This is a genomic window from Tessaracoccus coleopterorum, assembly GCF_011174705.1.
Taxonomy (GTDB): domain Bacteria; phylum Actinomycetota; class Actinomycetes; order Propionibacteriales; family Propionibacteriaceae; genus Arachnia; species Arachnia coleopterorum.
In genome coordinates this window covers 690,101-711,664 of record NZ_JAANIJ010000001.1, presented here as the reverse complement: position 1 = coordinate 711,664, position 21,564 = coordinate 690,101, and the positions used below count along the sequence as shown (strand labels likewise).

13 protein-coding genes and 10 pseudogenes are annotated in these 21,564 nt (G+C 67.7%); 16 read left to right on the top strand and 7 right to left on the bottom strand.

From position 1 onward, the window contains the following. Positions 1 to 50 precede the first annotated feature (50 nt). The 7 genes and pseudogenes from G7085_RS34085 (at position 51) to tuf (ending at position 8,919) form a co-directional block, all read left to right on the top strand. A pseudogene (locus G7085_RS34085) lies at positions 51 to 1,246 on the top strand (hypothetical protein). A gap of 14 nt (positions 1,247 to 1,260) precedes the next feature. Further along, positions 1,261 to 1,668: pseudogene (locus tag G7085_RS34080) on the top strand (DNA-directed RNA polymerase subunit beta'); the annotation flags it as partial. Next, a pseudogene (locus G7085_RS34075) lies at positions 1,669 to 3,985 on the top strand (hypothetical protein). A gap of 449 nt (positions 3,986 to 4,434) precedes the next feature. Beyond that, entirely contained in the window at positions 4,435 to 4,806 is a 372-nt protein-coding gene (gene rpsL / locus G7085_RS04535) for a 30S ribosomal protein S12 (RefSeq protein ID WP_077685961.1), read from the top strand. After that, a complete protein-coding gene (gene rpsG / locus G7085_RS04530; RefSeq protein WP_197510106.1) occupies positions 4,806 to 5,276 on the top strand; it encodes a 30S ribosomal protein S7 in 471 nt (156 codons plus the stop codon). Before rpsL ends, rpsG begins: the two co-directional genes overlap by 1 nt. A 111-nt stretch (positions 5,277 to 5,387) precedes the next feature. Further along, positions 5,388 to 7,431, top strand: a pseudogene (gene fusA / locus G7085_RS04525) (elongation factor G). Positions 7,432 to 7,721: 290 nt separating this feature from the next. After that, positions 7,722 to 8,919, top strand: a pseudogene (gene tuf, locus G7085_RS04520) (elongation factor Tu). A 140-nt stretch (positions 8,920 to 9,059) separates the two neighbouring features. Here the strand turns inward: tuf and G7085_RS04515 are convergent. Together G7085_RS04515 and G7085_RS04510 are read right to left on the bottom strand one after the other, a co-directional pair. Further along, positions 9,060 to 10,734, bottom strand: a pseudogene (locus G7085_RS04515) (glutamine--tRNA ligase/YqeY domain fusion protein). 30 nt (positions 10,735 to 10,764) lie between these two features. Then, complete coding sequence (locus G7085_RS04510) at positions 10,765 to 11,301, bottom strand: DUF4112 domain-containing protein (RefSeq protein WP_197510105.1); 537 nt, start codon at positions 11,299 to 11,301, stop codon at positions 10,765 to 10,767. Positions 11,302 to 11,357: 56 nt separating this feature from the next. On the opposite strand from G7085_RS04510, the pseudogene gltX reads away from it, so the two are divergent. Beyond that, positions 11,358 to 12,818, top strand: a pseudogene (gene gltX, locus G7085_RS29415) (glutamate--tRNA ligase). 40 nt (positions 12,819 to 12,858) lie between these two features. On the opposite strand, the pseudogene G7085_RS04500 reads toward gltX, so the two are convergent. Beyond that, positions 12,859 to 14,573: pseudogene (locus tag G7085_RS04500) on the bottom strand (NAD-dependent malic enzyme). Positions 14,574 to 14,729: 156 nt separating this feature from the next. Between G7085_RS04500 and G7085_RS04495 the strand changes: the two are divergent. The 3 genes and pseudogenes from G7085_RS04495 to G7085_RS29405 all read left to right on the top strand — a co-directional run bounded on the left by G7085_RS04495 (position 14,730) and on the right by G7085_RS29405 (position 16,540). Next, positions 14,730 to 15,749: a Dyp-type peroxidase gene (locus tag G7085_RS04495; protein WP_331715473.1), complete on the top strand. Its 1,020-nt coding sequence runs from the start codon at positions 14,730 to 14,732 to the stop codon at positions 15,747 to 15,749. Further along, positions 15,749 to 16,189, top strand: coding sequence for a family 1 encapsulin nanocompartment shell protein (locus tag G7085_RS29410; RefSeq protein WP_269451771.1), 441 nt, complete (start codon positions 15,749 to 15,751; stop codon positions 16,187 to 16,189). Before G7085_RS04495 ends, G7085_RS29410 begins: the two co-directional genes overlap by 1 nt. A gap of 10 nt (positions 16,190 to 16,199) precedes the next feature. Next, positions 16,200 to 16,540 (top strand): annotated as a pseudogene (locus tag G7085_RS29405) (family 1 encapsulin nanocompartment shell protein). Here the strand turns inward: G7085_RS29405 and G7085_RS04485 are convergent. Further along, positions 16,507 to 16,992, bottom strand: a complete 486-nt coding sequence (locus tag G7085_RS04485) for a hypothetical protein (RefSeq protein WP_197510104.1) — start codon at positions 16,990 to 16,992, stop codon at positions 16,507 to 16,509. The pseudogene G7085_RS29405 and the gene G7085_RS04485 overlap by 34 nt on opposite strands. Next, positions 16,992 to 17,210, bottom strand: a complete 219-nt coding sequence (locus tag G7085_RS04480) for a hypothetical protein (protein ID WP_197510103.1) — start codon at positions 17,208 to 17,210, stop codon at positions 16,992 to 16,994. The genes G7085_RS04485 and G7085_RS04480 overlap by 1 nt, the downstream gene beginning before the upstream one ends. 559 nt (positions 17,211 to 17,769) lie before the next feature. Here G7085_RS04480 and G7085_RS04475 point away from each other — a divergent pair. From G7085_RS04475 to G7085_RS04465, 3 genes are all read left to right on the top strand, one after another. Continuing rightward, positions 17,770 to 17,952, top strand: coding sequence for a hypothetical protein (locus tag G7085_RS04475; protein WP_197510102.1), 183 nt, complete (start codon positions 17,770 to 17,772; stop codon positions 17,950 to 17,952). Positions 17,953 to 18,078: 126 nt separating this feature from the next. Beyond that, on the top strand, positions 18,079 to 18,297 hold the full coding sequence (locus G7085_RS04470) for a type II secretion system F family protein (RefSeq protein WP_197510101.1): 219 nt from the start codon (positions 18,079 to 18,081) through the stop codon (positions 18,295 to 18,297). Between the two features lie 355 nt (positions 18,298 to 18,652). Continuing rightward, a complete protein-coding gene (locus G7085_RS04465; RefSeq protein ID WP_197510100.1) occupies positions 18,653 to 19,063 on the top strand; it encodes an A24 family peptidase in 411 nt (136 codons plus the stop codon). Here G7085_RS04465 and G7085_RS32035 read toward each other — a convergent pair. Then, positions 18,960 to 19,403, bottom strand: coding sequence for a glutathione S-transferase C-terminal domain-containing protein (locus G7085_RS32035; protein ID WP_331715471.1), 444 nt, complete (start codon positions 19,401 to 19,403; stop codon positions 18,960 to 18,962). The two genes, G7085_RS04465 and G7085_RS32035, sit on opposite strands and share 104 nt — an antisense overlap. A gap of 187 nt (positions 19,404 to 19,590) precedes the next feature. Beyond that, the gene (locus G7085_RS32030) at positions 19,591 to 19,914 is read right to left on the bottom strand and encodes a hypothetical protein (RefSeq protein ID WP_331715470.1); all 324 of its coding nucleotides are present in this window, start codon (positions 19,912 to 19,914) and stop codon (positions 19,591 to 19,593) included. Positions 19,915 to 20,144: 230 nt separating this feature from the next. Here G7085_RS32030 and G7085_RS04455 point away from each other — a divergent pair, with 230 nt between their 5' ends. After that, positions 20,145 to 21,398, top strand: a complete 1,254-nt coding sequence (locus tag G7085_RS04455) for an ABC transporter ATP-binding protein (RefSeq protein ID WP_197510099.1) — start codon at positions 20,145 to 20,147, stop codon at positions 21,396 to 21,398. After that, a pseudogene (locus G7085_RS32025) lies at positions 21,326 to 21,535 on the top strand (ATP-binding cassette domain-containing protein); the annotation flags it as partial. The gene G7085_RS04455 and the pseudogene G7085_RS32025, both read left to right, overlap by 73 nt. Between the last annotated feature and the right edge of the window lie 29 nt (positions 21,536 to 21,564).

Sequence of the window (21,564 nt, the reverse complement as noted above, 5' to 3'; positions counted from 1 at the left end):
CTTTTCCAAAGGCACCTACTGCCACGAAGTAGGGGAAAGAGAAGCAAAACGTGCTGGACGTGAACTTCTACGACGAACTGCGAATCGGTCTCGCAAGCGCCGACCAGATTCGTGAATGGTCACACGGCGAGGTCAAGAAGCCGGAGACCATCAACTACCGCACGCTCAAGCCCGAGCGCGACGGCCTCTTCTGCGAGAAGATCTTCGGCCCCACCCGTGACTGGGAGTGCTACTGCGGCAAGTACAAGCGGGTGCGCTTCAAGGGCATCATCTGTGAGCGCTGTGGCGTCGAGGTCACCCGCAGCAACGTGCGTCGTGAGCGCATGGGGCACATCGAGCTGGCCGCCCCGTCACCCACATCTGGTACTTCAAGGGCGTCCCCAGCCGCCTCGGCTACCTGCTCGACATCGCGCCGAAGGACCTCGAGAAGGTCATCTACTTCGCCGCGCACATGATCACCTCCGTCGACGAGGAGGGCCGCCACCGCGACCTCGCCTCGCTGCAGTCGAAGGTCGAGGTGGAGACCAAGCAGGTCGCCGCCCGCCGCGACGCCGACATCGAGGCGCGCATGCGCAAGCTCGAGGAGGATCTGGCCCAGCTCGAGGAAGAGGGCGCGAAGGCCGACGTCAAGCGCAAGGTCCGTGAGGCCGCTGAGAAGGAGGCGGGCCTGCTCCGCACCCGCACCCAGCGTCAGCTCGACCGCATCGACGAGGTGTGGCAGCGCTTCAAGACCCTCAAGGTCCAGGACCTCGAGGGCGACGAGATGCTCTACCGCGAGATGAAGAAGCGCTTCTCGAAGTACTTCGAGGGCTCGATGGGCGCCGAGGCGATCCAGAAGCGCCTCCAGGATTTCGACCTCAAGGCCGAGTCCGAGTCGCTGCGTGAAACCATCGCCACCGGCAAGGGCCAGCGCAAGACCCGCGCGCTCAAGCGCCTCAAGGTCGTCAACGCCTTCCTCACCGGCGGCAACCACCCGGCCTCGATGGTGCTGGACGCCGTCCCCGTCATCCCGCCGGATCTCCGCCCGATGGTGCAGCTCGACGGTGGCCGCTTCGCGACCTCCGACCTGAACGACCTGTACCGCCGCGTCATCAACCGCAACAACCGCCTGAAGCGGCTTCTCGATCTCGGCGCCCCCGAGATCATCGTGAACAACGAGAAGCGCATGCTCCAGGAGGCCGTCGACTCCCTGTTCGACAACGGTCGTCGCGGACGCCCGGTGACCGGCCCGGTAACCGTCCCCTGAAGTCGATCTCCGACATGCTCAAGGGCAAGCAGGGACGTTTCCGTCAGAACCTGCTCGGTAAGCGTGTCGACTACTCGGGCCGTTCGGTCATCGTGGTCGGCCCGCAGCTCAAGCTGCACCAGTGTGGCCTGCCGAAGGCCATGGCGCTCGAGCTGTTCAAGCCGTTCGTCATGAAGCGACTGGACGATCTGAACCACGCCCAGAACATCAAGGCCGCCAAGCGCATGGTCGAGCGTCAGCGCCCGGTCGTGTGGGACGTCCTCGAAGAGGTCATCGCCGAGCACCCGGTGCTGCTGAACCGTGCACCTACCCTGCACCGCCTCGGCATCCAGGCGTTCGAGCCCCAGCTCATCGAGGGCAAGGCAATCCAGATCCACCCGCTCGTCTGCACGGCGTTCAACGCCGACTTCGACGGTGACCAGATGGCCGTGCACCTGCCGCTGTCCGCCGAGGCCCAGGCCGAGGCGCGAGTCCTGATGCTGTCGACGAACAACATCCTGAAGCCGGCCGACGGTCGCCCCGTCACCATGCCGACCCAGGACATGATCATCGGCCACTACTTCCTGACGCTCGTGCGTCCGGGCAAGGGTGAGGGCAACTCGTACTCGTCGCTCGCCGAGGCGATCATGGCGTTCGACGCGGGTGATCTGGATCTCGGATCCAACATCCGCATCCTGCTCCGTGATGTCAACGTGGCCGGCCTCGAGCCGCGCCAGGACGGCAGCTACCTGGTCACGACCACGCTGGGACGCGCCCTCTTCAACGAGGCGCTGCCCAACGACTTCGAGTTCATCAACACCGTGGTGGGCAAGAAGGTCCTCGGCCGGATCGTCAACGAACTGGCCGAGCGCTACCCGAAGGTCACGGTCGCCGCGGCCCTCGATGCGCTGAAGGACATGGGCTTCCGCTGGGCATCCCGCTCCGGCGTCACGGTCTCCATCTCCGACGTGCAGACGCCGCCGCAGAAGGCCGAGATCCTCGAGGGCTACGAGCGCCGCGCAGTCAAGATCGACAAGCTCTACGAGCGTGGATCCGTGACCGAGGACGAGCGCCGCCAGGAGCTCATCGCGATCTGGACCGACGCGACGGCCGAGTTGACCGAGGCGATGAAGGAGAACTTCACCGAGGACAACCCGATCTTCATGATGGTCGACTCGGGTGCACGAGGAAACATGACGCAGATGCGTCAGATCGCAGCCATGCGAGGCCTCGTGGCCAACCCGAAGGGCGACATCATCGCCCGACCCATCAAGTCGAACTTCCGTGAGGGTCTCTCGGTCCTCGAGTACTTCATCTCGACGCACGGTGGTCGAAAGGGCCAGGCCGACACGGCTCTGCGCACGGCCGACTCGGGTTACCTGACCCGTCGTCTGGTCGACGTGTCGCAGGACGTCATCATCCGCGAGGAGGACTGTGGCACCGAGCGCGGCCTGAACAAGGTCATCGCGACGTGGAGCACCCCTGGCCTGGATGAGAGCGGTCGCCCGGTTCTGATCTCCGCCGAGCCGTTCGCCAAGGGCGCCACGGTCGAGACCTCCGGCGACGTCGAGACCGCGGTCTACGCCCGCACCCTCGCCGTCGACGTGGCAGACAAGGACGGCAACGTTCTGGTCTCCGCGGGCACCGACCTCGGCGATGCCGAGATCCGCACGCTGGTCGACGCCGGTGTGACGAAGGTCAAGGTCCGCTCCGTGCTCACCTGTGAGTCGTCGGTCGGCACCTGCGCCATGTGCTACGGCCGCTCGCTCGCCTCCGGCAAGACGGTGGACGTCGGCGAGGCTGTCGGCATCGTCGCGGCCCAGTCGATCGGTGAGCCCGGCACCCAGCTCACGATGCGTACCTTCCACACCGGTGGTGTGGCCGGCGACGACATCACGCAGGGTCTGCCCCGTGTCACCGAGCTCTTCGAGGCCCGTCAGCCCAAGGGCAAGGCCCGATCACCGAGGCCGACGGCGTCGTGCGAATCGAGGACGGCGACCGTTCGCGGAAGATCGTCATCGTGCGCGACGACGGTGGCGAGGACCTGGAGTACCCGGTCGGTCGTCGTACGCGTCTCGAGTTCGAGGATCACAACGGTGAGCGCATCGCGATCCGCGACGGCGTCCACGTGTCCATCGGTCAGCAGCTGACCGCCGGCCAGGTGGACCCGCAGGACGTCCTGCGTATCCGTGGTCTCCGCAAGGTGCAGGAGCACCTGGTGGAGGAGGTGCAGCGCGTGTACCGCACGCAGGGCGCCCCGATCCACGACAAGCACATCGAGATCATCATCCGCCAGATGCTGCGTCGCGTCACCGTGATCGACTCCGGCGAGACCACGATGATGCCGGGTGAGCTCGTCGACCGCGCGTCCTACGAGGCCGCCAACCGCCGGGCCCTCTCCGAGGGTGGCAAGCCCGCGGAGGGTCGCCCGGTGCTGATGGGTATCACGAAGGCGTCGCTCGCGACGGACTCGTGGCTGTCGGCCGCCTCCTTCCAGGAGACGACCAAGGTCCTCACGGATGCCGCCATCCAGGGCAAGAGCGACTCGCTCGTCGGCCTGAAGGAGAACGTCATCCTCGGCAAGCTGATCCCGGCTGGTACCGGCCTCGAGCGGTACCGCAACATCCGGGTGGAGCCCACCGAAGAGGCCCGCGCCTCGGCGTTCACCATGAGCTACGACCCGTACGACTACTCGTTCGGTTCCGATGTGGTCGGCCCGCCGTCCCGCTCGACGAGATGGACTTCGGCGAGATCCGCTGAATCTGATCCCGGAAAGGGCCCGCGACCTCGGTCGCGGGCCCTTTCCGCGTCCCGGCGGTATGGGCCGGCGCTGCCCGGAATCGGCCCGGAGGGTGGAAAACGGGCTCCCCGGGGAGGGCAGGCCGACGGGGAGCGGGCGGATCTGACGGAGGGCGTGTCCGGGTTCGCCACCGCATCATGCCTTGTGGTTGGGTAGGTACGGCCCGCGCATTTGGTCACCGCCAGCGCGTGGAGTAGCATGTTGCAGCGGTGCCCGGTTGCTCGGGCCCCTTTGTGCGTGCCCTGGCATGGTGGATCGCTCTCAACCGTTGCAGACGAGAGCGTGGACTTGCTGAGTCCGCACGGCAGTGAATCTGATTCGTGGTCGCAAGGTGTCCTGACCGCGGCAGGGAAGCTGCAGCCAGGGAAGATAAACGTACAGTCCACCAAGACGAAAGTGATACCAGCAGGTGCCAACAATCCAGCAGCTGGTCCGCAAGGGCCGGACAGACAAGATCTCGAAGAACAAGACCCCCGCGCTGAAGGGTTCCCCTCAGCGACGCGGCGTGTGCACGCGTGTGTACACCACGACGCCGAAGAAGCCGAACTCCGCCCTCCGCAAGGTTGCGCGTGTGCGTCTGAGCTCCGGCATCGAGGTCACCGCCTACATCCCGGGTGTCGGCCACAACCTGCAGGAGCACTCGATGGTGCTCGTCCGTGGCGGTCGTGTGAAGGACCTCCCCGGCGTGCGCTACAAGATCATCCGCGGCGCTCTCGACACCCAGGGTGTCAAGGGCCGCAAGCAGGCTCGCAGCCGCTACGGCGCGAAGAAGGAGAAGTAATGCCTCGCAAGGGTCCCGCCCCGAAGCGCCCGGTCGTCATCGATCCGGTCTACGGCTCGCAGCTGGTCACCCAGCTCGTCAGCAAGATCCTGCTCGACGGCAAGAAGACCGTCGCCCAGGCGATCGTGTACAACGCCCTCGAGGGCACCCGTGAGAAGACCGGTATCGACCCGGTCATCACGCTGAAGAAGGCCCTCGACAACGTCAAGCCGTCGATCGAGGTCAAGTCCCGCCGCGTCGGTGGCGCGACCTACCAGGTCCCGATCGAGGTCAAGCCGAACCGTCAGAACACGCTCGCCATGCGCTGGCTGGTCAGCTTCTCCCGCGCCCGTCGCGAGAAGACGATGACCGAGCGTCTGATGAACGAGATCCTCGACGCCTCCAACGGCCTCGGCGCTTCCGTGAAGCGCCGCGAGGACACGCACAAGATGGCCGAGGCCAACCGCGCCTTCGCGCACTACCGCTGGTGATTTGCTGCCCCGGTCCCTCTGGGGCCGGGGCACTCACCGCTTCATCCTTGATACTTTCGAAAAAGGACATAGCTAGTGACCGACCTGAATAAGGTTCGCAACATCGGCATCATGGCGCACATCGATGCCGGTAAGACCACCACCACCGAGCGGATCCTGTTCTACACGGGCAAGAACCACAAGATCGGTGAGACGCACGACGGTGCGGCGACCATGGACTGGATGGAGCAGGAGCAGGAGCGTGGCATCACGATCACCTCTGCCGCCACCACCTGTTTCTGGCACGAGAACCTGATCAACATCATCGACACCCCCGGACACGTGGACTTCACCGTCGAGGTGGAGCGTTCGCTCCGCGTGCTCGACGGCGCCGTCGCGGTGTTCGACGGCGTGGCGGGCGTTGAGCCCCAGTCGATGACGGTGTGGCGCCAGGCCAGCAAGTACGGCGTCCCGCGCATCTGCTACATCAACAAGCTCGACCGCACCGGTGCCTCGTTCGACCACGTCGTCAAGACGATCCGCGAGCGCCTGAACACCGACCCGGTCCTCCTGCAGCTGCCGATCGGCTCTGAGGGTGACTTCGTCGGAGTCGTGGACCTCGTCGAGATGCGCGCCCTCACCTGGCACGGCGAGACCGTGATGGGTGAGGACTACGACGTCGAGGAGATCCCCGCCGATCTCGTCGAGGCCGCCAAGGAGGCCCACGCCACCCTGATCGAGCGCGTCGCGGACGTTGACGACGACATCATGGAGCTGTACCTCGAGGGCGAAGAGCCTCGGTGGAGCAGATCAAGGCCGCGATCCGCAAGGGTGTCATCACCAACACCTTCACCGCTGTCGTGTGTGGCACCTCGTTCAAGAACAAGGGCGTCCAGCCCCTGCTCGACGCGGTCGTCGCGTACCTGCCGTCGCCGCTCGACGTGCCCGCCATCGACGGCTTCAAGCCCGGTGACGAGTCGGTCGTGCTGGAGCGCCAGCCGTCGGACGACGAGCCGCTTTCCATCCTCGCGTTCAAGGTGGCCGCCGATCCGCACCTGGGCAAGTTGACCTTCGTGCGCATCTACTCCGGTGTGCTGCACTCGGGATCCCAGGTGCTCAACACCACCAAGGGCCGCAAGGAGCGCATCGGCAAGATCTACCAGATGCACGCCAACAAGCGTGAGGAGATCGACCAGATCGGCGCAGGCATGATCTGCGCCGTGATGGGTCTGAAGGACACCACCACCGGTGAGACCCTCGCTGACCCGTCGAACCCGATCGTCCTGGAGTCCATGACGTTCCCGGCACCGGTCATCGAGCAGGCCATCGAGCCCAAGACGAAGTCCGACCAGGAGAAGCTCGGCACCGCCATCCAGCGGCTCGCCGAGGAGGATCCGACCTTCCGCGTCCACACCGACGAGGAGACCGGCCAGACGATCATCGCGGGCATGGGCGAGCTGCACCTCGACGTGCTCATCGACCGCATGCGTCGGGAGTTCAAGGTCGAGGCCAACATCGGCAAGCCCCAGGTGGCCTACCGTGAGACCCTGCGTCGCAAGGTCGAGAAGATCGAGTACACGCACAAGAAGCAGACCGGTGGTTCCGGCCAGTTCGCGCGCGTCATCATCGATCTGGAGCCGACGGAGCCGGGTTCGGGCTACGAGTTCGTCAACGCCGTCACCGGCGGCCGCGTTCCCCGCGAGTACATCCCGCGGTGGATCAGGGCATCCGTGAGGCCATGCAGTTCGGCGTCCTCGCCGGCTACCCGGTCGACAACATCAAGGCGACCCTGACTGACGGCGCGTACCACGACGTCGACTCCTCGGAAATGGCGTTCAAGCTCGCCGGCTCCCAGGCGTTCAAGGAAGCGGCCCGCAAGGCCGACCCGGCCATCCTCGAGCCGATGATGGCCGTCGAGGTGACGACGCCCGAGGATTACCTCGGCACCGTCATCGGCGACCTGAACTCGCGTCGTGGCCAGGTCCGTTCGATGGACGAGCAGCACGGCAACCGCGTCGTGAACGCGATCGTGCCGCTGTCGGAGATGTTCGGCTACGTCGGCGATCTGCGCTCGAAGACCTCGGGCCAGGCGTCGTACTCCATGGAGTTCGACTCCTACGCGGAGACGCCGAAGAACATCGCTGACGAGATCATCGCCAAGGCGAAGGGCGAGTGAGCCTGACCGCTCGCTGAACCCACTGACCGGCCGGGAGGGAAACCTCCCGGCCGGTTGCATTCTCCACCGCGGGAGACGCTGCCTCCACGCCGTGGGAGACCCGGTGGGTCGGGGAGTGGGAGGTCGGGGAACCGGATGTCTTCCGGCGCGCGAACGGTTTGTTGTACGGGGCCAAGGTCGCTACGATGTGGTAGGTATGGCGTTCGGCTGTGTGCCGGGTAGCCGACCCTCGAAGAGGAACAACCCCGACGCCGCGCAATCCCGCGTGGCGAGACTTAGAAGGAGCCCTCGTGGCAAAGGCCAAGTTTGAGCGGACCAAGCCGCACGTAAACATCGGCACCATCGGACACGTCGACCACGGCAAGACCACTCTCACCGCGGCGATCACGAAGGTGCTTCACGACCGCTACCCGAGTGGAACGCTGTCTCTGCGTTCGACCAGATCGACAAGGCTCCCGAGGAGCGTCAGCGCGGTATCACCATCTCGATCTCGCACGTCGAGTACCAGACCGAGAAGCGTCACTACGCGCACGTTGACTGCCCCGGCCACGCCGACTACGTCAAGAACATGATCACCGGTGCCGCCCAGATGGACGGCGCGATCCTCGTGGTCGCCGCCACCGACGGACCGATGGCTCAGACCCACGAGCACATCCTCCTGGCCCGCCAGGTTGGCGTGCCGGCGATCGTCGTCGCCCTCAACAAGTGCGACATGATCGATGACGAGGATGCCGACCTGATCGACCTTGTCGAGATGGAGCTCCGCGAGATCCTCTCCGCCCAGGAGTTCGACGGCGACAACCTGCCGATCGTCCGCGTCGCCGCCTTCCCCGCCCTGCAGGGCGAGGAGAAGTGGGCCGACTCGATCATCGAGCTCATGAACGCTGTCGACGAGTACATCCGCAGCCCGAGCGCGACATCGAGAAGCCCTTCCTGATGCCCGTTGAGGACGTCTTCACGATCACCGGTCGTGGCACCGTCATCACCGGCCGCATCGAGCGCGGCATCGTCAAGACCGGCGACGTCGTCGACATCGTCGGCATCCGTGACGACAAGCAGACCTCGACCGTCACCGGTGTCGAGATGTTCCGCAAGATTCTCGACGAGGGTCGCGCGGGCGAGAACGTCGGCCTGCTGCTCCGCGGCACCAAGAAGGAAGATGTCGAGCGCGGCATGGTCGTCATCAAGCCCGGGTCGACCACCCCGCACACCGACTTCGACGCCAACGTCTACGTGCTCACCAAGGAGGAGGGTGGCCGTCACAAGCCGTTCTTCTCCAACTACTCGCCCCAGTTCTACTTCCGTACGACTGACGTGACCGGCGTTGTCCAGCTTCCCGCTGGCACCGAGATGGTCATGCCCGGCGACAACACCGAGATGACCGTTCACCTGAACAAGCCCATCGCCATGGAGGAGAACCTCAAGTTCGCCATCCGTGAGGGCGGCCGCACCGTCGGCGCTGGTAACGTCACCAAGATCATCAAGTGATCTCCTGACTCACTGAGTCTCTGAGGGGCCGCGCGGATCACCGCGCGGCCCCTCTGTGCGTCCCGGTCCGGTCCCGGGAGGGGACGACGAAGGGGTCCTGCCTCCTCGGAGGCAGGACCCTCAGGTCGTTCGGGGCCGGGTCAGCCGCGCTTCTGCAGCGAGGCCCACTCGTCCCGGAGCCCGACGGTGCGGTGGAACAGCATCGGGGTGTCCAGGTCGGCGGCGAAGTAGCCGAGTCGCTCGAACTGCACGACCTCACCGGGTGTGGTGCTCGTGAGGGCGCCCTCAAGCTTCGCGCCTGTGAGCATCTCGCGGGAGTCGGGGTTGAGGTCGTCCAGTGCCTCACCCGTCCGTTCGCCCGGGGCCTCGGCCGTGAACAGCCGCTCGTAGAGGGCTACGGCGGCCTGCTCGGCGTGCGGCGCCGAGACCCAGTGCATCGTCGACTTCACCCGCCGGCCGTCGGGGCGTTGCCACCCTTCGTCTCCGGATCATAGGTGGCGAGCACCTCCACCACGTTGCCGTCGGCGTCCTTGACGGCCTCGGTGGCGGTGACGAAGTAGGCGCCGCGGAGGCGCACCTCGCGGCCGGGGAGAGGCGGAAGTACTTCGGCGGGGAACCTCCTGGAAGTCCTCCTGTTCGATCCACAGCTCGCCGGTGAACGGGACGAGCCTGGTGCCGTCCTCGGGGTTCTCCGGGTTGTTGGAGAGCTCGAAGTGCTCGACGACCGGCTGCCCGTTCCCGTCGGTCGGCCAGTTCGTCAGGCGCAGCTTCAGGGGGCGCAGGACGGCCATCCGGCGCTGGGCGGTGGCGTTCAGCTCGCGGCGGACGTAGCTCTCGAGGTACTCGATCGACTGGCGGGAGTTGGTGCGTGTCGTGCCGACCTCGCGGCAGAACGCGCGGATCGCGGAGGCGGGGTAGCCGCGACGCTTCAGGCCACGCAGGGTGGGCATCCGGGCGTCGTCCCAGCCGTCCATGATTCCGTCGGCCACCAGCTTCGCGAGGCGGCGCTTCGACGTGACGGTGTAGGTGAGCTCGAGGCGGGCGAACTCGTACTGACGCGGGGCGTCCTGGACGCCCAACTGCTCGAGGAACCAGTCGTAGAGCGGTCGGTGCGAGTCGAACTCGAGGGTGCAGATCGAGTGTGTGGTGCCCTCGATGGCATCGGACTGGCCGTGCGCCCAGTCGTAGGTGGGGTAGATCGACCATGCGTCGCCGGTGCGGTGGTGGTGCGCGTGACGGATCCGGTACATCACCGGGTCTCGCATCTGCATGTTCTCGTGGAACATGTCGATCTTCGCGCGGAGCACCCGGCTGCCCTCGGCGAACTCCCCGGCGCGCATCCGGCGGAACAGGTCGAGGTTCTCCTCGACGCTCCGGCCCGGTAGGGGAGTTGGTGCCCGGCCTGCCGAATCCACCGCGGCCGGCGGAGATGGTCTCGCCGTCCTGGTCGTCGACGTAGGCGAGCCCGCGGCCGATGAGCTCCTCGGCCCAGGTGTACAGCTGCTCGAAGTAGTCGGAGGCGTAGCGCTCCTCGGTGGGCTCATAGCCGAGCCAGCGGATGTCGTCGAGGATCGAGTCGACGAAGTCGGAGTCCTCGGTCTCGGGGTTGGTGTCGTCGAGCCGCAGGAAGCAGGTGCCGTCGAAGTCGGCGGCGACGCCGAAGTCCACCACGATCGCCTTGGCGTGGCCGATGTGCAGGTAGCCGTTGGGCTCCGGTGGGAACCGCGTCTGGACCCGTCCGCCGCGTACACCCTGCGCGACGTCGCCGGAGACGACGTCGTAGATGAAGTTGGAGGGCATGGCGGGATCAGTCATGCCCGTATGCTACCGGTTCGGTGAGGGGCTTCAGGCGCGGGTGAGGAGCCACACGAACAGCGCGATCGGCAGGAGTACAGCGAGCGCCAGCATGCTGAACAGGATGGCGGCCGCAGAGATCCAGTAGGCGATCGAGGCGTCGCGCACCTGGGCCCGGTCGTCGATGGTGCGGTTGAGGAGTTTGAGGTTCTTGCTGTTGGATCGCCAGGCGAAGTCGAGCAGGGTGCCGACACCCGGGATGACGCCGAGCAGCCAGTCGATCGCCCAGTTGCCGAGCATGCGCACCAGCACGGGTACCGGGGTGCGGAGCCGGATGGCGTCGATCATCACGGCCGAGCCGAACACCGCGCCGGTGGCGGTGCCCGCCCACGGGATGAGGCTGAGGACGGGATCGATGCCCAGCCGGATCTTCGTGCCGGGCACAGGCACGAGGTCCTCGAGGATGAAGGTCAGGGTGCGCGTCAGCTTGGCGGGTCGATCCGGCTCGAGCGCAGCCTCCGCCTGTGAGCGCGCGGATTCGAGGGTGGTCGGTACAACGTCGGCGCCGGGCGTCTCCTCACTGGTCATGTCCCCAAGTGTGCCTGAGGTCCGGGCCGGGCCGGGGCACTAGAGTTGGGGGCACTATGACTAATGAGGTTCCAGCCCGTACCCGGGTAGCTCCGTCGCCCACCGGCGACCCCCACGTCGGCACCGCCTTCATGGCGCTGTTCGATCTCGCCTGGGCGAGGAAGACGGGTGGCCAGTTCGTGCTGCGCATCGAGGACACCGACCAGAACCGCCTGGTCGAGGGTTCCGAGCAGCAGATCTACGACTCGCTCGACTGGCTGGCCCTCGCGCCCGACGAGAGCCCCGCTGTCGGCGGCCCCTACGCGCCGTACAAGCAGTCGGAGCGACTCGACACGTACAAGCCGTTCGTCGAGCAGTTGGTCGCCGACGGCCACGCCTACTACTGCTGGTGCTCCTCGGAGCGACTCGCCGAACTCCGCGAGGAGCAGAACCGGCAGAAGCTGTCGACCACCGGCTACGACCGGTTGTGCGTCGGGAAGACGCGCGAGGAGCGCGCCCAGCTGCCCGGCTTCAGTGAGACCCCCGTCGTGCGGATGCTGATCCCGACGATGCCCCGCTCGAGTTCGCCGACATCATCCGCGGCACCGTGAAGGCGCCCCGCCCGACGACCAGGTGATCCTGAAGGCTGACGGCTTCCCGACCTACCACCTCGCCGTGGTCGTCGACGACCACCTGATGGGGATCAACACCGTCGTGCGTGGAGAGGAGTGGATCTCGTCGACTCCCAAGCACATCCTGCTGTACCGCTGGCTCGGCTGGGAGTTGCCTGCGTTCGCGCACATGCCGCTGCTGCGTAACACCGACAAGTCCAAGATCTCCAAGCGCAAGAACCCGGCGGCGCGCCTCGTCTGGTTCCGCGAGCAGGGCTACCTGCCCGAGGCCGTGCGCAACTTCCTCCAGTTGCTGGGCTACGCCGGCGATGAGGAGAACGAGGTGTCGACGTTCGAGGAGTTCGTCGAGAACTTCTCGTGGGCCAAGGTCAACACCGTCGGCCCGATCTTCGACCTGAAGAAGCTCGACTGGCTGAACGGCCACTACATCCGTTCGCTGACCTCCGATGAGTTGGCCGACCGGATCGCGGCCTTCGCCAGCGCGACGGGCCAGTGGAGCGACCCGACCGATGAGCAGCGCGAAACGCTGCGTCGTGCCGTGCCGATCATCCAGGAGCGGCTCGTCCTGCTGGCCGACGCCCTGCCGCAGCTCGACTATCTCCTCGGCTCCGACGCCGACCTGGTGCTCGACCCTGAGGCGGTGGCCGCCCTTCCCGGAACGCGGCCGAGGTGCTTGACGCGGCGATCGAGGTGGTGGAGACGGTGGAGCTCACGCCGGAGGCCATCCAGGCCGGCCTGCGAGAGCGCATCGTGGAGGGCATGGGAATCAAGCCCAAGTTCGCCTTCGCTCCGATCCGGGTGGCCATCTCCGGGCGCCGCGTATCGCCGCCGCTCTTCGAGTCCGTGGAGATCCTGGGCCGCGACTCGTCGCTGGCCAGGCTCCGCGCGCTGCGCGCCCGGCTCTGACGGCGCGGGTGTCCGGCCCGGTCGTGGCCGGGCCGGACGCTTAGTCCTCGATGATCAGCTCGGGGTAGACCGGCTGCCACATCGCGTCGAAGATCTCCTCGACGGGGTGGGCGAGCGGTCGGTCGGCGACGCCGTCCTCCGCGGCCGCCGCGGCGACCGCGAGGGCGACCGTCGACGAGACGCGGCGCAGGTCCTGCATGCCCGGCAGCAGCGAGTCGCCGCGGATCTGGACGACCGACAGCGAAGCGACGGCCTCGGCGGATGCGGCGATCATCGCGTCGGTCACCCGGTTCGCGCGGCACACCGCCACGCCCAGCCCGAGGCCCGGGAAGACGAGGGCGTTGTTGGCCTGGGCGATCGTGTACGCGACGCCCTCGTAGCTGACCGGAGGAAACGGCGAGCCGGTCGCGATCATGGCCCGTCCCTCGGTCCACCGCAGCAGGTCGGAGGGTAGGGCCTCGGTCAGTGAGGTCGGGTTCGACAGCGGCATGATCATCGGACGCTCGACGTGGCCGGCCATGTCGACCACGATGTCCTCTGTGAATGAACCGGGCTGGCCCGAGGTGCCGATCAGCACGGTGGGGTGCACGTTCCGGACGATGTCGGGCAGCATGTAGTGCCCGACCTGGTCGAGCGTCCAGTCACCCAACTCGCCGATGCCCCGGGCGTACGGGCGCTGGAAGTCGCGGAACTTCTGCGTCGCGTCGTCGGTGACCAGGCCACGGCTGCTGGTGATCCAGAACCGCTGGCGCGCCTCCTCGGGGCTGAGCCCGCCCTTGACCATCAGGTCGACCAGGAGGTCGGCGATGCCGATGCCCGCGGTGCCGCCGCCGTGGATCACGAAGCGCTGGTCTCTGAGCTTCTCCCGCTTGCCCTTGACCCGGCGAGCACGGCGCTCGCCACGACGGCCGCGGTGCCCTGGATGTCGTCGTTGAAGGTGCAGATCCGGTCGCGGTAGGTGTCGAGCAGCCGGTGTGCATTGTCGGCGCCGAAGTCCTCCAATGCAGCATCGCGTGGGGGTAGACCTTCGACGCCGCCGTCACGAACTGCTCGATGAACTCGTCGTAGCGGGCTCCGCGGACGCGGCCGTGGCGCTCACCCATGTACAACTCGTCGTTCAGCAGCCGCAGGTTGTCGGTGCCGACGTCGAGCACGACGGCGAGGATGCGGTCGGGGTCCATCCCGCGGCCGCCGTGTAGAGCGACTTCTTGCCCATGCAGATCTGGATGCCCCGACGCCCTGGTCGCCGATGCCGAGGATGCCCTCGGAGTCGGTCACGATCAGCAGGTCGATGTCGTCGGGGCCGTGTTCGCTGGAGCGCAGCGCCCGCTCGACCATGTCGGGCTGGTTGATCGAGAGGAACACACCGTTGACCGCCTGGTACCACAGGCTGAACTCCTTGATCGCCTCGCCGATCGTGGGGGTGTAGACGATCGGCATCATCTCGGGCAGATGGTCGCTCAGCAGCCGGTAGAACAGCACCGTGTTGCGTTCGCGCAGCGCCTGCAGGTAGGCGAACTGCTCGAGCGCGGTCTCGGCGTGGCGGAACCGCTCGTATGCGCGTCGGGCCTGCGCCTCCAGCGGCGTGACGTTGCTCGGAAGCAGGCCGATGAGGCGCAGCTTGTCGCGCTGCTCCTGCGTGAAGGCGGTGCCGCGGTTGATGCGGGGGTTGCGCAGCACTGCGCGCCCCCGTGCGTTGATCTTGACCCGCGAACCGTGTCCGCCGGGCAACACCTCGTACTGGCGTTTGGGCATGCCGCCAGCCTAGTGTCACGCGCCGGTGATTCGTTGCGCTTCCGGCACACGGTGCCGCCTCCCCGCAGCAGGCCGTCGACCGGTGGGCCGTGATGAGGGCCGTCCCGTTTCGCGGTTTCGGCCGGGGCGCTGGGGCGGCGGGCTAGGGTGGGTGACGTGGTCACCTCCCACTCTGACAACTGGCGGATCACCCCCGCCGCGATGTTCCTGGTCGTCACCATCGACAACGGTGGCGAGCGGGCCGTCCACGCCGTCCTGCCCGAACTGGCCGGGCTCACGAGATCGGTGGGGTTCCGCTACCCCGAGCGCGAACTCACACTGCTGACGGGGATCGGTTCCGATGCCTGGGACCGGCTCTTCGCCGGGCCGCGTCCCGCCGGGCTGCACCCGTTCCGTGCGGTGAACGGGGAGCGGCACACGGCGCCGTCGACGCCGGGCGACCTGCTCTTCCACATCCGGGCCGATACGGCAGACCTCTGCTTCGAGTTGGCCGCCCGGATCCTCGAAGCGCTGGAGGGTGCCGTCACCGTGGTCGATGCCGTCAACGGCTTCCGCTACTTCGACACCCGCGACCTGCTCGGCTTCGTCGACGGCACCGAGAACCCCACCGGCGCCGAGGCGGACCGGGCCACCACCATCGGCGACGACGACCCCCGCTTCGCCGACGGCGCCTACGTGCACATCCAGAAGTACCTGCACGACCTCGCGGCTTGGAAGGCCCTGACGGTGGAGGAGCAGGAGGCGGTGATCGGGCGCAGGAAGCTCGAGGACACCGAGCTTCCCGACGAGCAACTGCCCGCCGACGCCCACATTCGGCTCAACGCCATCGAGGACGAGGCTGGGCGGGAGTTGGAGGTCGTGCGGCTCAACATGCCGTTCGGCGATCTCGGCCGCGGCGAGTTCGGCACGTTCTACATCGCCTACTCCCGCGACCCCGGGATCACCGAGCGGATGCTCGACAACATGTTCATCGGCGATCCGCCCGGCACCACCGACGCCATCCTCGAGTTCTCGACGGCGCACACCGGCTGCCTCTTCTTCGTTGCTCCGGGCGCGCTGCTCGACGACCCTCCGCCCGCGGCCCGCGTCATCCCTGAACCCGCGCCAGCCGTCACCGCGCCACCCGCGGCACCGGCCGGCCAGCTCCGCATCGGCAGCCTGAAAGGACAGAACTGATGAACAACCTGTACCGCGAACTCGCCCCCGTCAACGCGGTGGCCTGGGAACAGATCGAGGAGGAGGCCGCGCGCACGTTCCGCCGCCACATCGCGGGGCGCCGCGTCGTCGACGTCACCGGCCCGCTCGGCCCGGAGGCGGCGGCCACCAACACCGGCCATCTTGCGCCCACCGAGCCGCCCGCCGACGGGATCGAGGCGAACCTGCGCGTCGCGCAGCCCATGGTGCGGCTGCGGGTGCCCTTCATCGTGAGCCGCGAGGACATCGACAACGCTGAGCGTGGTGCGGAGGATTCCGACTGGGACCCGGTGAAGGAGGCCGCACGGCGGCTCGCGTTCGCCGAGGACCGCGCGATCTTCGAGGGTACGAGGCCGCGGGCATTCCCGGTATCCGGGCCAACGCGTCCAACAAGCCCTCGCGTTGCCGAACGAGCCCCGTGACATCCCCGATGTGATCGCGCACGCGGTCACCGAACTCCGCCTCGCGGGCGTGCAGGGGCCGTACAGCGTGCTCATGTCGGCGGAGAGCTACACGTTGGTGGCGGAGGCGTCCGATCACGGCTACCCGATCCTCGAACACATCCAGCGGCTCGTGGACGGACCCATCATCTGGGCGCCCGCGATCGACGGCGCCTTCGTGCTCACGACCCGCGGGGAGACTACGACCTGCAGTTGGGCAGCGATGTCGAGATCGGCTACCTGACGCACGACCTGGCGTCGGTGACGCTGTACCTGCAGGAGACGTTCACCTTCCTCGACTACACGTCGGAGGCCGCGGTTCCGCTCGCCTGAACGCCGGCGGTGATGGCGCGTCGGGCCGCCTCCGGCGCCGGTAGGTAGTGCAGCGCCAGGGAGTCGAGGATCCGCACCACCTGCGCGAGGGCGGCCTGCCGCTCGCCGTCCGAGGTCGCTCCCGCCGCCAGTTGCGCGGCCTTCCCGGCCCGTCGTGCATCGGGTCGGGCCGACTCCGGGAGGTGGGCGATGCCGAGGGTCTCGGCGTGGTCGCGTGCCACCGCGAAGCTGATCTCCAGTTCGGTGGCGAGGTCGTCGAACTCCTCGAGGTCATCGACGTGTGAACCGGCCCTGACCAGGGCGTTCTCGAAGGCGCCCGTCAACGGGCTCGCCGCGTCGAACAATGCTGGGCTCTCGATCCGGTAGACGATGTCGGAGGACAGCCGCCCGTACTCGTCGCGCACGGCGTCGATGCGGGCCTCGATGAGTGCCCGGCGTTCGATGCGCGTCATCACCTCAGGTCGTTCCCGCGCCGCCGGGCGAGGGCGTAGTCGACGAGGTTGGAGCCGTCCAGATGCAGGTCGCCCGCGGTGCGGAGCCGGAGCGGCCGCCGCTTCCGTAGAAGCGCCCAGAGCCCGCCCCAGACGGCGGCTCCCATGGGAAGGGCCATCGCGATGGCCACCGTGTTGAAGCTGAGGATCATGATCCCGACTACCAGGGCGCTGGCCACGGCGCACACGGGAGTGCGGAGTCGCATCGGTTCGTTGCCCAGGGCGGCCCAGTCGACCGGGGGATCGAGATGAGCTCCACGTTGCCCGGGACGACCTTGCCGAGCTGGGGCCGATCGCCGAGGCGCGCAGCGTCAACGTGCGGCTCCGCTCGAGGCTCGCGACCTTGGCCGTGCGGATCGTCCAGTGCCCGTTGTTGTCGGGGTACTCCACCGTCATCACCGCGGCCTGCGCGTGGTCGTCGGGAAGCAGGAGCAGCGAGGTGTCCTGCAGCTTTTCGGGGGAGTGTCCTCGGGGACGGTGGTCCAGAACGGGAAGATCATTCCTGGGTCTCCTCTGTGGGCCGCGAGAGCCTGCCGGGAAGTGCCAGCACCCGGTGCCCCTCGACCATCCGGACCGCCTCGCCGGGGAGGGAAGGTAGTAGAGGGCAAGTGATTCGAGGATCGAGGCGACCTGGCGCAGGGCCGTGGCGCGCTCTCCGGCGGTGGCGCCGTCGGTGACGAGGCGGGCCGTCTTGAGCGCCCGTTCGGCCTGGGGCGGAGATCCGTGGGGAAATGCCCCATGCCGACGGCCTCGGAGTGGGCCCGGGCGGTGTCGAACGCGATCCGCACGTCGGCGGCCAACGCGGAGAGCTCTGAGGAGTCCAGCTGGCCCTGCTGCCTGGTGTCCCAGCGGATCAGAGCAGTGGTGAGCGCCCTCGCCTTCGGGTCGACCTGGAACTGGCCGACACCCTCGACCAGATGAGCATTGCGGTGCAGGCGGGCCTCGGGTTCGACTCGGCGCTGGTGCGCATCGCCCGCAACGGCAAGGGGTGCTGGCCAGGGAGCTGGTGCGCACCCTGCAGGACATCCAGGTGGGCAGAGCAGGCGGGTGGCCTACGACGACCTCGCCATGCGCACCGGATCGACCCCGCTGCGCCGCTTCCTCCGCACCGTCGTGCAGGCCGAGGCGTACGGCATCCCGCTGGCCGACGTCCTCACGGCGCAGGCCGACGAGATGCGGATCGCCCGCAGGCAGCACGCGGAGAAGAAGGCCATGGAGATCCCCGTCAAGGTGGTCTTCCCCTCATCCTGTGCATCCTGCCGGTGATCTTCCTGGTGATCCTCGGCCCGGCCGTGATCAATGCCATCCAGGCCTTTGGCGGACTCGGATAGTGACCGAAAGCGAGGCCCCGCGACCGAGGCCCCACCGCGCCCGGTGCGCGGGTGGGTCGTCGCCGTGACGGCCGCGGCCGTAGCCGTCTGGGCGTTGCTCGTCGTGCCCCAGCCCTGGGCGCTGCCCGCCTACCTCGTGCTCGCGGCCGCCTGGGGGATCGCCATCGGGATCGACCTGGCCCGCCACCGACTGCCCGACCGCTACACCCTGCTCGGCTTCCTCGGTTTCGTGGCGCTCCTGCTGCCGGTGGCCGTCAGCGGCCCGGCCTCGGCCACTGGGGATGACGCTGGTGACGGCGCTGCTGAACGCCATCCTCCTGTTCGTGCTCGCCTTCATCAACCCGCGGGGCTTCGGCCTCGGCGACGTGAAGCTCGGGCTGAGCACCGGCGCGGCGCTCGGCTGGCTCGCCGGCGGGTGGGCGGGCGTCGTGTACGCGCTGCTCGGCACCGCGGTCGGATTCGTGCTGTTCGGCCTGACCAGCGTCGCGCTGCTCGTCAGCGGCAAGGCCGGGCGCGACACCGACATCGCGTTCGGCCCCTTCATGGTGGCGGGGTGCTTCTGGCGCCCGCCGCGCTCTCCCTGCTGCTGCGCTGAGCTCAGCCGCGCCCGTGCGCGGTGGTCCACCCGCTCAGATCCGGCCCCTGCGGCACGATGCCGAGCGGGTTCAGGTCGGTGTGCACCTTGTAGTAGTGATCCTTGATCTGCTGGAAGTTCACGTTGTTGCCGAACCCGGGCGTCTGGAACAGGTCGCGGGCGTAGCCCCACAGGTTGGGCAGCTCGATCAGCTTGTTGCGGTTGCACTTGAAGTGCCCGTGGTAGACGGGGTCGAAGCGCACCAGCGTCGTGAACAGCCGCACGTCGGCCTCGGTGATCGCGTCACCCATCAGGTACCGGCTCCGCCCGAGGCGCTCCTCCAGCCAGTCCAGAGCGGTGAACAGCCGCTCGTAGGCGGCGTCGTAGGCCGCCTGGGAGCCGGCGAAGCCGCAGCGGTAGACGCCGTTGTTGACCTCGGTGTAGACGCGGCGCATCACCTCGTCCATCTCCTCACGCAGGTCGACGGGCCAGAGGTCCGGGGCCCCTCCTTGTGGAAGTCGCGCCACTGGAAGAACAGGTCCTCGGTGATCTGCGGGAAGTCGTTGGTGACCACCTCGCCCGTGGTCTCGTCGACGATGGCGGGTACCGTGATGCCGCGCGGGTAGTCGGGGAACCGCTTGAGGTAGGCGTCCTTCAGGCGGGGGATGCCGAGGACGGGATCGACACCGCCGGGTCGAGGTCGAACGTCCAGGAGTCGGCGTCGTGCGTCGGGCCGGGGTTGCCCATCGAGATGACGTCGCGCAACCCGAGCAGGTCGCGGTCGATGATGGCGCGGTTGGCCCACGGACAGGCGTAGGCGGCGATCAGGCGGTAGCGGCCGGGCTCGACGGGGTAGTCGCCGCTGCCGTCCGTCGGGTTCTTCACGATGCGGGTGGTGATGTAGCGGGAGTCGCGGGTGAACTCCTTGCCCTTCACGGAGTAGACGCCGCCCGTGCCGTGTTCTGACTGCTGGCTCATGGCCCCAACCTACCCGGGCCGATCGCCCTGCGGCCGCCGATCGGTGACGGCGCCTCCTCGTCGATCACCGGAAGGTAGCGCAGGGCCGACGAGTCGAGCACACGGCGACGGTGTCGGCTGCGGGCCTGGATGCGGGCCAGGGATACCGGTTGGTCATCCGCCCGCGCCGGGGCCGTTCCCACTAGCCTGTTTTCATGTCAGTTGGCGGTGGAGGCCGGGGATTCCGGGGAGTGGACGAGGAAGCGCAGCGCAAGCTGAACGCAGAGGCGCCGGAGATTCCCGACCTCGGAAGTCGGATCGTGACGCTGTTCCAGCCTTACAAGGGACGCATCGCGGGCACCGCGGCCATCGTCATCCTCGGAGCGGCGATCGCGGTGATCCCCCCGCTGCTGGTGCAGCGCGTCTTCGACGATGCGCTGTTCCCGCAGGGTGGCGCGCCCAACCTGCGGCTGCTCGCGCAGTTGGTGGCCGCCATGGTGGGCCTCTACCTGCTGTCGGCCGGGCTCGGCGTGGCCCAGACCTGGCTCACCTCCACGGTCGGTAACCGGGTCACCGGCGACCTGCGGGTGCGGCTCTTCGAGCACCTGCAGGCAATGGAGCTCGGGTTCTTCACCCGTACCAAGACCGGCGTCATCCAGTCCCGGCTGCAGAACGACGTCGGCGCCGTGTCCGGGGTGCTCACCAACACCGTCACCAGCATCCTCGGCAACGTGGTCACGGTCATCTCCGCGCTCGTCGCGATGATCCTGATCGACTGGCGCCTCACCCTGATCGCCGTCGTGCTGATGCCGATCCTCGTGCTGATCCAGCGCCGGGTGGGGCAGGTGCGCGCAAGGATCGCCGCGCAGACCCAGGAGTCGCTCTCCGAGCTGACCTCCATCACGCAGGAGACTCTCAGCGTCTCCGGCATCCTGCTCTCCAAGTCGTTCAACCGGCAGCGCACCGAGTCGGGCCGCTACCAGGGCGAGAACGCCAACCAGATCGGGTTGCAGGTGAAGCGGGCCATGAGCGGGCAGGGCTTCTTCGCCGTGGTGCAGGTGATCATGGCGAGCATCCCGGCCGTGATCTACCTCGTCTCCGGCTACCTGCTGGGCGGCGGTGCCGACACCATCACCGCGGGCACGATCGTCGCCTTCACGACGGTGCAGGCCCGCCTGCTGCAGCCGCTCATGGGCCTGATGCGCGTGGCGCTCGACCTGCAGACGTCCAGCGCGATCTTCGCCCGCATCTTCGAGTACCTGGACATGACACCTGCCATCTCCGACGCGCCCGACGCCATCGAGGTGGTCGACGGCCCCGGCCCGCTCGGGCGCATCGAGTTCAGCGACGTTACCTTCCGCTACCCGGACGCGGCCCCGACACCCGGCCCACCCTGTCGGGGATCAACTTCACCGCGGAGCCAGGGCAGCATGTGGCCTTCGTCGGGCCCTCGGGCGCTGGCAAGTCCACCGTGCTCTACCTCGCGCCCCGGCTCTACGAGGTGACGGGTGGAAGCGTGGCCTTCGCGGGCACCGATGTGCGTCGGCTCACGCAGGCCTCGATCATCGACCACGTCGGCATCGTGTCGCAGGAGACGTACCTCTTCCACGCGACCATCCGCGAGAACCTGCTCTACGCGATGCCCGACGCCACACAGGAGCAGATCGAGAA

What these genes read in the sequence shown, in the direction of transcription:
- G7085_RS04485 (WP_197510104.1), bottom strand. Translation starts at nt 16,992, where the DNA reads ATGACGCGCATCGAACGCCGGGCACTCATCGAGGCCCGCATCGACGCC.
- rpsG (WP_197510106.1), top strand. Translation starts at nt 4,806, where the DNA reads ATGCCTCGCAAGGGTCCCGCCCCGAAGCGCCCGGTCGTCATCGATCCG.
- G7085_RS04475 (WP_197510102.1), top strand. Translation starts at nt 17,770, where the DNA reads ATGCCGACGGCCTCGGAGTGGGCCCGGGCGGTGTCGAACGCGATCCGC.
- G7085_RS32030 (WP_331715470.1), bottom strand. Translation starts at nt 19,914, where the DNA reads ATGAGCCAGCAGTCAGAACACGGCACGGGCGGCGTCTACTCCGTGAAG.
- G7085_RS04510 (WP_197510105.1), bottom strand. Translation starts at nt 11,301, where the DNA reads ATGACCAGTGAGGAGACGCCCGGCGCCGACGTTGTACCGACCACCCTC.
- G7085_RS32035 (WP_331715471.1), bottom strand. Translation starts at nt 19,403, where the DNA reads ATGGACGAGGTGATGCGCCGCGTCTACACCGAGGTCAACAACGGCGTC.
- G7085_RS29410 (WP_269451771.1), top strand. Translation starts at nt 15,749, where the DNA reads ATGAACAACCTGTACCGCGAACTCGCCCCCGTCAACGCGGTGGCCTGG.